We start from the raw sequence: 12,816 nt of genomic DNA, 5'->3' as shown, positions 1-12,816 counted from the left end.
CAAGGCTGACTGGCTTCCTGTTTGTAAATTGCTGCGATCGCAAATGTTAGAGATAGCAAAGTCAACAGGAGAATTAACAGTTGGTTCATTCCCCCTCCTGATCAAGAATTACATTGAAGTTGTAAATTGAATTTTCGGGTGCTTGGGGTACAGCTTCCGGCATGGGTTCTAGGCTGGAAGTAATACTATCCTTAATTTCCGATTCGCAAGTGGTAAGGTTATCCATCACTCAACCTCTTGTACATGGAATTTGAACGGAAATCATCACGCACTACTAATTCTTCTTCTGGTGTGTCTGCAATGATGTCAGCCCAACCGGTTACATGATTGTTGCGGATGTTGCTTTCGGCGATCGCTCCCAAACCGGGACGGGCGGTTTCAAATTCATCAACAACTTTTTGTTCTTTGGGTGTTAACGGTCGATGTTCTGTCATGGTAAAGTTTTGAATGATTAGAGTTTTCAAGCCAAACTTAGTACAAGTAAGTCCGGCTTGGCTTTTAGTGATTTGATAATGAGATGCGGTAGCAGCGCCCACTGCCAACCATCATCACTTCACGGTCAGACAAGCGAACTGCTTTAGACCGTGAAACTTTCAGCATTGGGAAAGAACCGTCAGGGCTTAAACTGAACGCTTCATAATTTTTCAGTGAACTCCACTCGACGGGTGTTTTATCTACCAAACCGGGATAAGTGGCACTGGTCATATCGGCCGCGGAGCTTGCACTTGGCAATGAGGGTAAATGACGCTTTGGTTTGTCGTCTTTACCCTTAGTTTTGGTGCTGTTAGCAGGTGCTTTAGCACCATTAGTAGTGCTTTCTAGTAAGTCCATAGTTGGTGCATGGTGTGAGTTGACATGGTTTTCAACCGGGTTAAACAGCCACAATACCCGGTATATATCTGCATTGGTTTTTCAGTAGAATGCTTGTCTCTACTGGGTTTCGTCGTTTTAGGGTGTGTCCACGCAAAGGTTTAGGCGTGGGTTAATGCTCCTTTTGGTAGTTGCTACCCAAGTCAAGGGGTAGGGGAGCTAAATTACAGCACTGATACTGCTGCGGTAGAAAATAGCAAAAGACCAGCCATACTGAACTTTCACCAAGCCAGTAACCCTGGCTGGTCTTTTGTTGTCCCATAACCAGACATTATGTCTAGACGCAAGATAAAAGTCAAGCGTTCTAGACAAGTTGTCTAGAACGTGTATCATGATAAAGAAACGACCAAGTAGGAATGATCAGGAGGGTGAGTCCCTGTTGCGAAGTCTAAGGCTTGAATTAGATATGTCTCAGGAAGAGTTTGGACGCTCCATTGGAACAACTGCTAGAACTATCAGCCGTTGGGAAGCTGGAGATAGTATTCCTACTTTTACTGTTCCTCAAATGAAGGCGTTAGATAGGCTTTTGCGTTTAAAAGGTAAGTCTCTGCAAGATTTACCAGACAATTTCGGGCCGCAAAAGCAACAAACACAGGACTAAACCTAAAGTTAGCCACTAAAGAATACAAAGCACCCATCGATTAATAATCGATGGAGTGCTTTTGAATGCCTAAAACTATACCAAGAAATGCAAATAGCCGCCTAAAACACTACTTCCGGGCGGCTAAATATCTAATTACTACTAACATCATAATGACAGAAAATAACCTTAAAATCAATCTTCCGTGGACGGAAGAACACGAGGCATACTGCTTTCAACATCACATACCACCTGCGGCTAAATTAATTTGGCAGTGCCTTATGAGAGAAGGCGAAATAGGCACAGAAATAGAGCCGGATTTAGCACAAATAAATTCATGGGTAGCAAAAGTTAGGGGCAAGCCATACGCTCATAACTACCTTAAGAAGATGTTTGATTTACTCGTTGAAGTGCGAGTAGTGCAAGTAGTTAAACAGTATTCATGGAAGATATTTAAGTTACTTGTGCGACCTCTGGAATGGTTGAAGCCACCTAAAAAAGCGCGAGAAAAAAAATTACACAATAGTAACTCTAGTTACGATTCGCAAGCCTTAAATGATAAATCTATCGTCGGGGGTACTTCTCAGCAGCAGCATTCTAATTCAGAAACAAACTCGGAACTTTTGAATGAAGCTGGTATACATTTTGACTCAGATGTCAAAGAAGTATTGGAAGCACCAACTAATGAGATAAAACTAGCAATTATCATGCTTAATCTTCGTGGTGGTATTGAGAAGATTGAGAATCCAGAAGGATTTATTAGGCGTTGTTTACGCGGTCGTTGGTGGGAATACCAGCGTAATTACAATGTCTTACTTCAAAAATATGGGAACTCTACAGAATGGAATGAATTATTCCCCTCTGGTTGATTCCTATGTATAAAAAAACCTGCCAATTTGGCAGGCATCTACTAAAGCAAATTAATTATGACTGAACAATTAACACTGTTTAACGTAGAAGCATTTACCAACTACGACGAAAGCACCGAACCACCAGACCCAGACCATTACCAAACACCGGAAGCATACGAATATGCCTGGCAGCAATGGGAAAAACAATATCCTGAGTTGGTGAATTATGCCGTTGCTATGTCTCCGTGTGACAGTGTTGGGGAGCAGGTTACTAGTGTTACAGCCAGAAGTGACAATACTAATAACTTAGTAAAATTTCCTACAAAAAAATCTGCTCCCCAACACGATAACCATTGGGTAGAGAAATACTGGGTAGAACGTTCTGGTAATAAGTATTGGTATTACCGCTATATGTGGATGGACGGGCGTAAACTCCATCGTCTTTACATTGGTAGTATCCATTCCCCAAAAGCTAAGGCTAAAAAATTGGCGCTGGAGAATGCGATCGCAGATGGACAGACCCCAATTGAAATTAAGCAGATGCTGAGAGGTAGCAATGGGTAGACCAAGAACTAATCATGTTCGCCTGACTTTGAGTGAAGATGAGATGACTGTAGAGTTGACAGTCCGGACTTCATCTCGTGAAAGAGCAATCGAATTTTACGAGAAAATCGAGCAAGCTTTAATTGAATTGATGCGTCTTGACCTTGAAGTTGACTGGCAGCAAGATAACCCAGACCAATCATAAAAATGCGATCGCGTGAACACGGTAAAGAGCGATCGCAAAAAATGAATATTTCAGCTTGATTGTAGTGGATGAAAAATGTGATCGCGTTGAAGTGGTGCGATCACAAATAAAGTACTAGTTATTTTGCTTATGGTAACAGCGAATTTGGGTAAAGCTCGTCCACTCCATCCCAGGCCATGTTAGCCATCTCCTCTAAAGCCTTGGCCAAATCGACTGGATGCCAATCAGCTAAGACAGCCCGAACATATAATTCTTCGATTTTTTTGAATAGTTCGTAATTCATAATGCGTTAATTGCTCCTTTTACTCTGTCGCTGTCAATTTCCACGTATCTACCCAAAGCCTTTAAATCACGATGTCCAGTAATTCGCTGTATCGTGTAAATGTCTACACCTCCGCGGTGTAGTTTGGTGATGAAACTCCGGCGGGTTGAATGAGTGCTGATTCCTTTAGTACCCAAACCCGCCCTTTCAACAGCTGCACGTAACACCTGATCACCCCAGCGAACTGAGATAGATTTATCCCCTTCCCGATTGGGAAACAGCCAAATAGAACTAGGCTCAGGTTTGTAATTAAGCAAAGATTCAGCCAGTAAAGGATGCACAGGAACTTGGCGAGTTTGTCGCTTACCGTCTGGGCCTGCCTTGCGGGTATTAGCTCGAAAAGTAATTTCTTCTCTAGGTGTGCCGTCTGGGTTGTAGCAGTCCTCAACCTTGATTTGCACTAAAGCACCCCATCTCTCCCCGGTGTACCAAGCTAAATCTAAAAGTAGTTTGTACTTTCTACTTTTTATTTGCTTGCGAATTTTAGAATATTCCGAGTCAGTCAAAACCGCTGACTGGCCATTACGGTTATTTTTCAAAATGCATATATTTCCTCTTTCAAGTATTCCGGTTTAACCTGTTGCAAAGGTCAAACCGGAATATTTTTACTTTTAGCTATTAGTTAAATACTGCTTAATGCTAGTCAGAGCAATGCTTTCATGTCCTCAGCAGTTGTTCTGAATTTACATAAAACTGGAAGATTTACTGATTCTTGATTACCGCATAAAACGGATTTATTACTTATCAAGAATCTACAAAATATGTCTGCATTTTCTCCGAGCAACTTACCTGAAACTGTTGACACTTTAGAGAAATTAATGGTGTGGTGTGGTGCAGCCTTTCATAAAATTAATCGAACTGCAACATCTGTTGAAGGCACAGGCAGCCCTAGCCGAGTAGCGCAATTTGGAATTTACACAGTTGAGGCAAGCAACACAGATCGCGTGATCATGAGACAGAGTTTATTACTAAATTCTGACTACGCCATTGATAACAAGCCCGTCTGGGAGAACGTACAAGAAACTTCTACAGATGCAATTCCTACCGAATTTTTGGCTAGTTAATCAATGATTCCTGGTATTCCCATTCCAAATATTCCGCCACCGTTACCAACTCCTGTCACTCCGCCAGGAGCGAATAATATTGTTCCGTTCAATCGGCAACCTCCTGGCGGTGGTGGTGGGAGTATCAGCACCGTTCGCCCAGCCGATATTCAGGCTTTACCTGAATTAGCTGATGTTGCACCAAAGCAAATCCCCTTTCCCCCTTTCATCCCTTGGCCTTGGTCGAATCCAGCACCGCAACCACCATCAGAAATTGCACCGCCGCCATTTTACAGAGGGAAACAGCCGTGCGTAATTTACGACGTGACAACGGTTGGACTTTATGAAAACGGGAGCGTAGCACCGCGTGGAACACAAAGATACTGGGGGCCAATCAAAGGCACTCGTGTCGATAATCTGCCTTTTGGCAGCTACGGCAAAATAACCACTGGAGGCGTGGCGGGTGCAACCGCTTGCGATTCCACTGGATCGACTGAATCAATAGTTGATATCACTTTCAATTTAGAAAACAAGTTTCTTGCTGTTTGGATAGTTGATATCGTCCGCGTAGACGGGCAAGTAGAAACAGAACCACCACCAACTAAAAACCCAGAAGACCCACCGCCAGACGTTCACCCAGAAGCGCCACCACTGCCGGACAACATACCGATTCCAGATTTTCCCCCACCATTACCAATTCCCGATCCGCCAGGAAAGGATGATGGTAACAATATAGTGCCATTCAAGCGGCCTGCTCCCATCCCATCACCGGAACCACCGCCAGAATCGCCACCAGAAGAACCACCACCATCAGCACCCGAACCAACTCCAGCGCCACCACCATCAGTCCCAGCGCCGGAACCACCAACGCCATCGCCAACGCCGTCACCAGCACCAACACCATCACCAACGCCAGCACCGTCACCATCTCCAACGCCATCTCCAACGCCATCACCGTCACCATCTCCATCTCCAACGCCATCACCGTCACCATCTCCATCTCCATCTCCAACGCCGACACCAACCCCAACACCGACACCAACCCCAACACCGACACCAACCCCAACTCCAACACCAGACCCAACGCCGACACCGACACCAACCCCAACTCCAACACCAGACCCAACACCGACACCGACACCAACCCCAACTCCAACACCAGACCCAACACCAGACCCAACACCAGACCCAACACCGACACCGACACCAACCCCAACTCCAACGCCAACACCAACACCAACACCAACTCCAACGCCAACACCAACGCCAACACCAACGCCAACACCAACTCCAACGCCAACACCAACCCCAACTCCAACGCCAACACCAACACCCGTGCCTACTCCATCACCAACGCCAACCCCGACACCAGATGATGGTGATGACGGTGGCTTACCCCCTTGGCTAATTCCGCCAATTCCCAGACCTCAACAGCCAGAAGACGGTAAGCCCAATCAACCACCACCAGCAGGCCCTGGCTGCGACACTTGCGGAACTGCAATTTTAGGTCAGGCGAAAAACAATGGGATAAAACTTGATGCTTTAACCGCAGTACTTCAAGGAATAGACCTAGGATTACTAACCGTGATCAATGCCAAACTTGGCCCACAATTACCAGGTGGTCTTGCTACAAAACTTGTTAATGGCTTCAAGTGGTTACAGCTAGACCGTGCGCTAAATCTTTTAACATTTGCAGCTACAATTCACAATGCTTTCATGCTTAGTAATGATGTTGGTCAAACATTACTCGGAGCATTGAGTAATGTCCTACAAGTAATAGGATTAAAAGACGACAACGGGCAAGCCTTTGATATTGGCTCAGTCATCAACAGTACAATTGAAAATTTCATAAAATCTATTGTTGGTGCTGAAAACTATCAAGCTATTTCTCAAGCATGGGCGAAAGCGAATCGAATTTATCAAGCATCAGTTAATGTTCTTAATGCCTTTCAAGGATTCACCAGCACTATTTTGAATGGATTAGAAATTACGGCTGGTAGAGTTGGCAAGATTGGAAATGCTTTAAGAAAAGCTGGTGAGGTGCTTGATAACGCTTACGGCTGGATGAATCCCCAACCCAAATTTAATAAAATTACTAATTTTCTAGAAGGTCTTCAAAATGGTGCGAGTACCATTCAAATGGTTACTCAAATCCCACTTGATGTCATCAATGCCACCACAGAGCTAACTAATGCCAATACTGAATTCGTGAAGGCTTTGAAGGAAGATGATAAGCCAGAAAATAAAGGAACCAATGACGACGAAGCACAACAATTAAAAGCTAACGAAGCAGCATCAAAACTAGTAAGTGTAGCTTTAGATTTAGTTGATTTAGACTTTGAAGCAGACGATGATTAATTATGCCATTACCAGAAAATTTTAATGAATGGGAACACCTTCAAGATACTGTTAGGCAATGGCACAACAAAGCCGTTGCCAAGTGGTTTAAAAATCAAACAGTTGATGATATTTCAACACCAAAAGCAGCATTAAGACACGCTTGCACCATGAAGGATGTAGATACGGCCGCAATGACTATGATGCGGCTTTGGCTGTTTGAAGTTACCGCTGGTCATGCCCAATCTTTACAAACTCCTATCTATGGTATTCCTGTACAAGAATTTCAGCGAGATTCTAAATTTAAGCCACAAATAAAACTTTATTTTAAAGAATCTTACGACTTTGAAAAACATGGTGATGGTACAGAACAGGTGCGCGGTGAAATCGGTTTTCGTATTATGAATAAAACCGCTGATACCATCTCACGCGACGACGCTGTAGAGTATGCCCGTGAAATTAAAGCTGAATTTGCTACACCTCCCTTAATCTGGAAGAAAGGTAAATATAAATGTACATATTTAGATTTAGAAAGTGGCTTTGATTTGCGTTTGTTTTGCATATCAAAATCTGAAGGACTTTCTACAATTCAATCAGTATTAAAAATATTAGATAAATCATACAGTGATAATAATTTTCAATTTATCGAAAATACTAAAGAATTTCCTACCAACCCAGGCACACACCGAGTTTATGGCAGGACAGTTAAAAAATTTAGACAAAGACCGACTGCTGATGTGAAGTTTACACACGCTCAACTTATCATTCCTGGACAAGTCAAGCCCGTCAATCTGGTATCTGTGAATGGACGGCTGCGAAACGCTATAGAAAATGTAGGAGCGGTTTAAACGTTCCAATTCTTTTTCGACAAGTTAACTTCTCACTGGTTTAATTCTTCCTAAAATGCTTTGCTAGATTGGGTTTGAAGATTTTTAAATTACAATCGCTTCAAAAATATATGGGAAGATACTCTGATATTCGCCGCGGAGTTGAGCTAAACGCGGCTCTGACTAAATTGCGTGCATACGAAGACTTGAGCCGCGACGCAAAACAGTCACTATATAAAGGACAGCGCGGAAGTTCAGTCAAAGTCAAAGCTAACCGTGTTAAAGGTTATGTAGAAGCCTTTGGTTTAGTTGGAAGAGTATTTTTACCAGTCAGACTGCTTTCTGCAACTCAGACAGGCTCCGTCGCTACATTAATTGGTATAGTTCGCACTGCTGTAGCCGCTGAGGGTAGAGCGCTTGCCGTAGATTTTGCAGCCCCTGTTGGTGGTGTAAAGTTAGATGGGTTAAAAGGATATGTCCCAGCCAAGCTATCACTAACCCAGCGTGGTGCTGAAGTTGCTGATAATAAATCACGCGTAACCGATATTGAGTACAAGCGCTACGATAATAAATCGGTTTCATCTCCGTTTGGCGCTGGCACTGACACCGAAACTTACGCCGCAGCGGTAGCTGACATTAAAGCTCAATCAGCCATAGAAAGTTTCATTGGCTCAGAAGGGAATCGTGTTTCTTTTACTCCTGAACTTCTCTAATGAGCAAAATCTTGGTACCGCCTACTGATTACCGAGATTTATTGATGGTATCTGCCGCCGACACACGAGATATCGACGGCATGATCATCATTAATCAAGCTTCTGCTAATTGGTTAACTGGCAAGATGGACACGGGGACTTATTTCGATGTTCTCGACCACTTTGGGATTGACCCATACGCTCACGTCAACCCAGTCGAACAACTTGCTTACGAACAGACTTTTACTGTAGAACTTTTTCTGTGAGAGAACTACAACTTAGTAATTCTAGTAATTGGGAATTGGTTTACAACGAAAATGTTTTAGGTGTCTTACTGCCAAAAGAAGGTGGAGGCTATAAAGTTGTACCAATTCCTGAAATAGATATCGGTATTTTGTTAGATAGTTTTGTCTTAGCAGTGCGAATTTCAACGCTTGTTCCCGAAGGTAAAGTATGGAAATTTGCAGGTCAAATAAAACAGTCTGTTAGTACTGGAATCTCTGCTTTTGGTGGTCAAGATGCCAGTTTTAACAATAGAAGACCTTTATTTTTAGACAAAATAAATTTGATTTTATATCCCAAAATATCTACTAATTACAGCGTTTCTATCAAGGTTCCTGATTGGTTTCAGTTAGTAAGTATTGCTATCTGGAAATATACAGGGATTGACCAGGATGCGGATTTAGCAAGAATTGAATCAAAAATTGACGCTTTACAAATTCCATGATTAATAATGTTGCTAGTGGTGTGCAAGTATTTAATACTTGTACACCAGGAGAAAAACCACTTACTGCTAATAGTGCTACTTCGATAATTGAAGCTAACGCAAATAGACGATATGCAGCTTTTATCAATAATTCTAATGTAGAAATTACATTATCTTTTACTGAAGCTGCTAAAGCTGCTCTCAACAAAGGTATTGTTCTGAAGCCAGGGGGCAGTTATGAGATTAATTCTAATAATCTCTATGTTGGTGCTGTATCTGCTATTTCTAAGATTGCTGCAAAACTTTCTTTTGTGGAGTGTATTGAATAATGGGTTTATTTAATCCAGCAAGCGTTACTGTAAATAATCCAACCAGTAGCACAAGTACACCAAGTAGTGTTAGTTCATCTACTACTAGTATTACAATTTTGGCTTCTAACAGTAGTAGAAAAGGCGGGACAATTTGGAATAAAAGTACTGCTAATCTTTATATAGAATTTGGTGCGACCGCTTCAACAAGTGCATTTGTAGCAATATTAGCCGCTGGCGGTTATTATGAAATTCCTTTTTACTACACTGGCGCTATTTCTGGTATTTGGGATGCTGTCAATGGGAATGCACTAGTTAGAGAGCTAACATAATGCCATTAACAAATCCAGTCACTACGGCATTACAAAAAGCGAATAACTTAAGTGATTTAGCTAGTATTGCTAGTGCTTGGGCTAATCTGGGTGCTGATCAATCACTTGGTGCTAATTCTGGCTGGATAAAATTACCCAACGGATTGATTCTCCAGTGGCAAACATACACAGCCGCAAGTCAGAGTTTTACTGGTGGCACACCGTATAACTTCAATATAACTTTCCCAGTTGCTTTCAATACCGTTTATCACTGCGTGGGAAGTTTAAGTAACGGAGCAAACAATAGTGCTGTAGGTGTGCATTTTCAGGCATTAAGTACAACTGGCGTAACAGCCAGGGTTAATTTTTCGATAACAAACACGACCATTGCAGCATTTAGAGTATTTGCAATAGGAATTTAATATGGCTTACTTTGTGAATTTTGATTCTAATAATAGAATTGATGGCTTCTTCAATAACGCTATAAATAGCTTAATTCCTGATACTGCTATTCCAATTAGTGATGAACAATGGCAGGATTTGAGTGCTAATCCTGAAAAATATATATTAGACAATGGACAAATTATTTTAACTACATCTCAGCCACAACCAACTGTTACACCTCAACTCAATTGGGCTGAATTTAATAGAAGTATGCAAACTAATGCTGCATACAATCAGTTTATTTCTAATGCAGTTGACAAAGACGCTGTACGTAGACTTGAAACTTTAGCAATTACTTTGGGTGTTACTAATCGCCAAGATTTCAATCTTGATGATTTGAAATTTCTGTGGAATCTTGTTTTACAATCAATTCCTACAGAAAGTCACCCTTTGACATCTGCTGTTAGCGAATGGAATGAAATCGCCAACAACTGCTATATGACTTTTGAATTTATGCCAGATGGCTCTATGACAAGCAGAGTATGAAAAATTTTACAGCCAGCGATTTTATCGCTTTGGGTGGCTTGCTGTTGGCAACTGTCACCACAGTTGTAGGTGGTGTGGTCTGGTTCGCCAACAGTGAGAAGAAACGCTACGCCGCTGAACGCGATTTCGCCCACATCCGCCGCAACCAAGAACAAATGCAACAGGGGTTGAATAATCTGTTGCATGAGCTAGACCGAAGATTTGATATGGTCGAGCGTGACATTTTAGAGATTAAGTCTTCCCTCAAAATCGCCAAGCATGATTAATTAGTCACTGGGGATTCACTGTAGCACCGGAAGGGGACATAACTCCGTTAGTAATTCCTTAAGAGCAGTGTTTTGCTTTGAAAATGAGGCTAAAAACAAAAAACACCGCATCAGCAGTATTGTGACACGGTAGCTACAAAATCAAGGGAAAATTTATTTATGCTTTAGCTTTCAGTTTCTGTAGTTTCTGCCTGGATGCTGAAACTGTACCTAAAGCACACAGTGTTAATATACCTGACCAAGCACTAGGTTCTCAAATCGAGGTTCTTGACAGAGTAATGTCATCAAGCATGAGTCCGACATTATCATTTCCAATTCCTTGGCTTTAGTTAAGGGTTTTTTGTGGTTGACGCTGACGGAGGGATGTAATACCAAAAGCAGCACTAGCAAACAAACCTAAAATAGTGGTAGGTTCAGGTACTTTTTGGATGGGAGCAGGTGTCGGTTCAGGTACTTCTGGTTGAGGAGTAGGTGTTGGTTCAGGTATTTCTTCTTTTAGGGGTTGACCAGAAAAAGTTCCTGCTTGAATGAATACAGCAGAATCATAACGATAATCTCCCACATCTGCAATTGCTATTTTAAGGCGATGGATGCCTTCGCTTAATCCCTGAAATTGAGCAGAAAATACGTTCGTAAAACCATCATATTGAAGATTATAAATTGCTCCCCCATCGTCTAAAGAATTATTATTAAATAATTGCGGATTAGTTGCATTTTTGCCGAATGGATTGCCACCATTAACAGTATTAATAGAAACTGGTGTGGTTGTCCCAGGTATTAATGCAATGTTCTTTCCATCTAAGAAAAAGCCAAATACATCGTTATATTTAGAATTAACATATTCGTTATATTCTTCTGAGGCAAAGACATAATTAAAAAAAAGATTGCCTGTTATTGATGTAAACTCAAATTCGAGAACACTAGCATCAAAAGTGTTGACTCCCGAAATCAAAGCACTTAAATCAGAATCTCCTAGTAATTTATTATTTCTCGATGCACTTTCACTAGTATTTGGCCCAACTGCTAAATTCGCATTACCAGTAGTGAGAATAATACCGTTTTCTATGCCAATACCCGAATCTAAACCACCTGTAAAGGTTCCAGATGCTATTGATGCTCCTTTGTAGGTAGCATTAGAAATTGTAATGCCTGAACCTAAAATGTTGTTAACTAAAACATTCGGGTCACTACTATTAGTGATGTTGACAGCTTGAGCAGGTGCAGTGACTAATCCCAATCCTAGTAAAGAAAATGCACCAGTTTTTAGAAAACTCTTCAGAGATTTCATGTTGTTCTACCAATTAAACGTAAATAGTGGCAATATTTTTTTGCTGAAATTTGTAAAATTCCAGCAAATTTTATGCCATAAAGCTGCAAGTGCTATGGTCACAAAATTACTTAGTCTCTAGCCGCGATCGCCGATTATCGAGATAGTTTCTCTAACTACAGTTTGAAAACACCTTTTTGCATACATAAGATTAGCGAGGTGAACTTTATTCTTCTCTCGCCTGTCTATGTAATTAGATTAATGGTTAACTAGTTTTTTGGATAGTATAAATACGGTGGTTTACACAATGATTAAATTTCATTTTATGTATATTTACTCTAAGATGTTGATTCAATAATACTTACAGGCAATAATTCAGCCAATTTGCACAATAAAACTTTGTAAATACATTCCCTGTCTTCAAAAGATTTTTATATTTAAATATAAAAATTAGACCAATAAAATATAATGCTTGCATTAAAGTAAAATAAACAAAATTTTATATATTATTCCCAAAAATAAAGATTATATAAAAACCCATTCAAAGCATAATTAATAACAATTTAGTTGATATTTCTATGAGTATTTTATCTAGTTATAGTAAAGAGTTTAAGTAGAGAATCTTACATTGTCTAACTTGTAGGTCAAATAATCCACTCCAGATACAAAACTAAATAATCAATTTCTGGGGATGAATGACGCAAGAGTTTGTGGCGACATGAAATTTTTCGATTCTTAATTCTGCGTTTTTACTTTCA

At 41.0% G+C, this 12,816-nt stretch carries 20 protein-coding genes; 15 read left to right on the top strand and 5 right to left on the bottom strand.

What is annotated here, in order from left to right:
- Positions 1–218 precede the first annotated feature (218 nt).
- The gene (locus IQ244_RS29100; protein ID WP_193900165.1) at positions 219–434 is read right to left on the bottom strand and encodes a hypothetical protein; all 216 of its coding nucleotides are present in this window, start codon (positions 432–434) and stop codon (positions 219–221) included.
- Positions 435–498: 64 nt separating this feature from the next.
- Positions 499–831, bottom strand: coding sequence for a hypothetical protein (locus IQ244_RS29095; RefSeq protein ID WP_193900164.1), 333 nt, complete (start codon positions 829–831; stop codon positions 499–501).
- Positions 832–1,201: 370 nt separating this feature from the next.
- Here IQ244_RS29095 and IQ244_RS29090 point away from each other — a divergent pair, with 370 nt between their 5' ends.
- The 4 genes from IQ244_RS29090 (at position 1,202) to IQ244_RS29075 (ending at position 3,049) form a co-directional block, all read left to right on the top strand.
- Positions 1,202–1,471, top strand: coding sequence for a helix-turn-helix domain-containing protein (locus IQ244_RS29090; protein WP_193900163.1), 270 nt, complete (start codon positions 1,202–1,204; stop codon positions 1,469–1,471).
- A 65-nt stretch (positions 1,472–1,536) separates the two neighbouring features.
- Positions 1,537–2,319: a hypothetical protein gene (locus IQ244_RS29085; protein WP_228059222.1), complete on the top strand. Its 783-nt coding sequence runs from the start codon at positions 1,537–1,539 to the stop codon at positions 2,317–2,319.
- Between the two features lie 57 nt (positions 2,320–2,376).
- Positions 2,377–2,865 carry a DUF4102 domain-containing protein gene (locus IQ244_RS29080; RefSeq protein WP_193900162.1) on the top strand — a complete coding sequence of 163 codons (489 nt, stop codon included), beginning with the start codon at positions 2,377–2,379 and terminating at the stop codon, positions 2,863–2,865.
- A complete protein-coding gene (locus tag IQ244_RS29075; RefSeq protein WP_193899894.1) occupies positions 2,858–3,049 on the top strand; it encodes a hypothetical protein in 192 nt (63 codons plus the stop codon). Before IQ244_RS29080 ends, IQ244_RS29075 begins: the two co-directional genes overlap by 8 nt.
- Positions 3,050–3,176: 127 nt before the next feature.
- On the opposite strand, the gene IQ244_RS29070 is transcribed toward IQ244_RS29075, so the two are convergent.
- Positions 3,177–3,332 (bottom strand): hypothetical protein, encoded by a 156-nt coding sequence (locus IQ244_RS29070; RefSeq protein WP_193900161.1) that lies wholly within the window; start codon positions 3,330–3,332, stop codon positions 3,177–3,179.
- Positions 3,329–3,910 carry a tyrosine-type recombinase/integrase gene (locus IQ244_RS29065; RefSeq protein ID WP_193900160.1) on the bottom strand — a complete coding sequence of 194 codons (582 nt, stop codon included), beginning with the start codon at positions 3,908–3,910 and terminating at the stop codon, positions 3,329–3,331. The genes IQ244_RS29070 and IQ244_RS29065 overlap by 4 nt, the downstream gene beginning before the upstream one ends.
- Positions 3,911–4,132: 222 nt before the next feature.
- On the opposite strand from IQ244_RS29065, the gene IQ244_RS29060 reads away from it, so the two are divergent.
- From IQ244_RS29060 to IQ244_RS29010, 11 genes are all read left to right on the top strand, one after another.
- Complete coding sequence (locus IQ244_RS29060) at positions 4,133–4,435, top strand: hypothetical protein (RefSeq protein WP_193900159.1); 303 nt, start codon at positions 4,133–4,135, stop codon at positions 4,433–4,435.
- A 3-nt stretch (positions 4,436–4,438) separates the two neighbouring features.
- On the top strand, positions 4,439–6,772 hold the full coding sequence (locus IQ244_RS33100; RefSeq protein WP_265578960.1) for a hypothetical protein: 2,334 nt from the start codon (positions 4,439–4,441) through the stop codon (positions 6,770–6,772).
- Positions 6,773–6,774: 2 nt separating this feature from the next.
- Entirely contained in the window at positions 6,775–7,599 is an 825-nt protein-coding gene (locus IQ244_RS29050; RefSeq protein WP_228059221.1) for a hypothetical protein, read from the top strand.
- 110 nt (positions 7,600–7,709) lie between these two features.
- Entirely contained in the window at positions 7,710–8,291 is a 582-nt protein-coding gene (locus IQ244_RS29045; RefSeq protein WP_193900158.1) for a hypothetical protein, read from the top strand.
- On the top strand, positions 8,291–8,536 hold the full coding sequence (locus tag IQ244_RS29040) for a hypothetical protein (RefSeq protein WP_193900157.1): 246 nt from the start codon (positions 8,291–8,293) through the stop codon (positions 8,534–8,536). Before IQ244_RS29045 ends, IQ244_RS29040 begins: the two co-directional genes overlap by 1 nt.
- Positions 8,533–8,997: a hypothetical protein gene (locus tag IQ244_RS29035; protein ID WP_228059220.1), complete on the top strand. Its 465-nt coding sequence runs from the start codon at positions 8,533–8,535 to the stop codon at positions 8,995–8,997. The genes IQ244_RS29040 and IQ244_RS29035 overlap by 4 nt, the downstream gene beginning before the upstream one ends.
- On the top strand, positions 8,994–9,305 hold the full coding sequence (locus IQ244_RS29030; protein WP_193900155.1) for a hypothetical protein: 312 nt from the start codon (positions 8,994–8,996) through the stop codon (positions 9,303–9,305). The genes IQ244_RS29035 and IQ244_RS29030 overlap by 4 nt, the downstream gene beginning before the upstream one ends.
- Entirely contained in the window at positions 9,305–9,616 is a 312-nt protein-coding gene (locus tag IQ244_RS29025) for a hypothetical protein (RefSeq protein WP_193900154.1), read from the top strand. Before IQ244_RS29030 ends, IQ244_RS29025 begins: the two co-directional genes overlap by 1 nt.
- Positions 9,616–10,017, top strand: coding sequence for a hypothetical protein (locus tag IQ244_RS29020; protein WP_193900153.1), 402 nt, complete (start codon positions 9,616–9,618; stop codon positions 10,015–10,017). The genes IQ244_RS29025 and IQ244_RS29020 overlap by 1 nt, the downstream gene beginning before the upstream one ends.
- Before the next feature lies 1 nt (position 10,018).
- Positions 10,019–10,525, top strand: coding sequence for a hypothetical protein (locus tag IQ244_RS29015; RefSeq protein WP_193900152.1), 507 nt, complete (start codon positions 10,019–10,021; stop codon positions 10,523–10,525).
- Complete coding sequence (locus IQ244_RS29010) at positions 10,522–10,791, top strand: hypothetical protein (protein WP_193900151.1); 270 nt, start codon at positions 10,522–10,524, stop codon at positions 10,789–10,791. Before IQ244_RS29015 ends, IQ244_RS29010 begins: the two co-directional genes overlap by 4 nt.
- Positions 10,792–11,116: 325 nt before the next feature.
- On the opposite strand, the gene IQ244_RS29005 is transcribed toward IQ244_RS29010, so the two are convergent.
- Positions 11,117–12,079 (bottom strand): choice-of-anchor L family PEP-CTERM protein, encoded by a 963-nt coding sequence (locus tag IQ244_RS29005; protein ID WP_193900150.1) that lies wholly within the window; start codon positions 12,077–12,079, stop codon positions 11,117–11,119.
- Between the last annotated feature and the right edge of the window lie 737 nt (positions 12,080–12,816).

Origin of the sequence: Nostoc sp. LEGE 06077 (assembly GCF_015207705.1) — a bacterium.
Lineage (GTDB): Bacteria > Cyanobacteriota > Cyanobacteriia > Cyanobacteriales > Nostocaceae > Nostoc_B.
The sequence above is the reverse complement of the archived record's forward strand: the minus strand, read 5'-3'. Positions and strand labels throughout refer to the sequence as shown.

What these genes read in the sequence shown, in the direction of transcription:
- IQ244_RS29100 (WP_193900165.1), bottom strand. Translation starts at nt 434, where the DNA reads ATGACAGAACATCGACCGTTAACACCCAAAGAACAAAAAGTTGTTGAT.
- IQ244_RS29095 (WP_193900164.1), bottom strand. Translation starts at nt 831, where the DNA reads ATGGACTTACTAGAAAGCACTACTAATGGTGCTAAAGCACCTGCTAAC.
- IQ244_RS29090 (WP_193900163.1), top strand. Translation starts at nt 1,202, where the DNA reads ATGATAAAGAAACGACCAAGTAGGAATGATCAGGAGGGTGAGTCCCTG.
- IQ244_RS29085 (WP_228059222.1), top strand. Translation starts at nt 1,537, where the DNA reads ATGCCTAAAACTATACCAAGAAATGCAAATAGCCGCCTAAAACACTAC.
- IQ244_RS29080 (WP_193900162.1), top strand. Translation starts at nt 2,377, where the DNA reads ATGACTGAACAATTAACACTGTTTAACGTAGAAGCATTTACCAACTAC.
- IQ244_RS29075 (WP_193899894.1), top strand. Translation starts at nt 2,858, where the DNA reads ATGGGTAGACCAAGAACTAATCATGTTCGCCTGACTTTGAGTGAAGAT.
- IQ244_RS29070 (WP_193900161.1), bottom strand. Translation starts at nt 3,332, where the DNA reads ATGAATTACGAACTATTCAAAAAAATCGAAGAATTATATGTTCGGGCT.
- IQ244_RS29060 (WP_193900159.1), top strand. Translation starts at nt 4,133, where the DNA reads ATGTCTGCATTTTCTCCGAGCAACTTACCTGAAACTGTTGACACTTTA.
- IQ244_RS33100 (WP_265578960.1), top strand. Translation starts at nt 4,439, where the DNA reads ATGATTCCTGGTATTCCCATTCCAAATATTCCGCCACCGTTACCAACT.
- IQ244_RS29050 (WP_228059221.1), top strand. Translation starts at nt 6,775, where the DNA reads ATGCCATTACCAGAAAATTTTAATGAATGGGAACACCTTCAAGATACT.
- IQ244_RS29045 (WP_193900158.1), top strand. Translation starts at nt 7,710, where the DNA reads ATGGGAAGATACTCTGATATTCGCCGCGGAGTTGAGCTAAACGCGGCT.
- IQ244_RS29040 (WP_193900157.1), top strand. Translation starts at nt 8,291, where the DNA reads ATGAGCAAAATCTTGGTACCGCCTACTGATTACCGAGATTTATTGATG.
- IQ244_RS29030 (WP_193900155.1), top strand. Translation starts at nt 8,994, where the DNA reads ATGATTAATAATGTTGCTAGTGGTGTGCAAGTATTTAATACTTGTACA.
- IQ244_RS29025 (WP_193900154.1), top strand. Translation starts at nt 9,305, where the DNA reads ATGGGTTTATTTAATCCAGCAAGCGTTACTGTAAATAATCCAACCAGT.
- IQ244_RS29020 (WP_193900153.1), top strand. Translation starts at nt 9,616, where the DNA reads ATGCCATTAACAAATCCAGTCACTACGGCATTACAAAAAGCGAATAAC.
- IQ244_RS29015 (WP_193900152.1), top strand. Translation starts at nt 10,019, where the DNA reads ATGGCTTACTTTGTGAATTTTGATTCTAATAATAGAATTGATGGCTTC.
- IQ244_RS29010 (WP_193900151.1), top strand. Translation starts at nt 10,522, where the DNA reads ATGAAAAATTTTACAGCCAGCGATTTTATCGCTTTGGGTGGCTTGCTG.
- IQ244_RS29005 (WP_193900150.1), bottom strand. Translation starts at nt 12,079, where the DNA reads ATGAAATCTCTGAAGAGTTTTCTAAAAACTGGTGCATTTTCTTTACTA.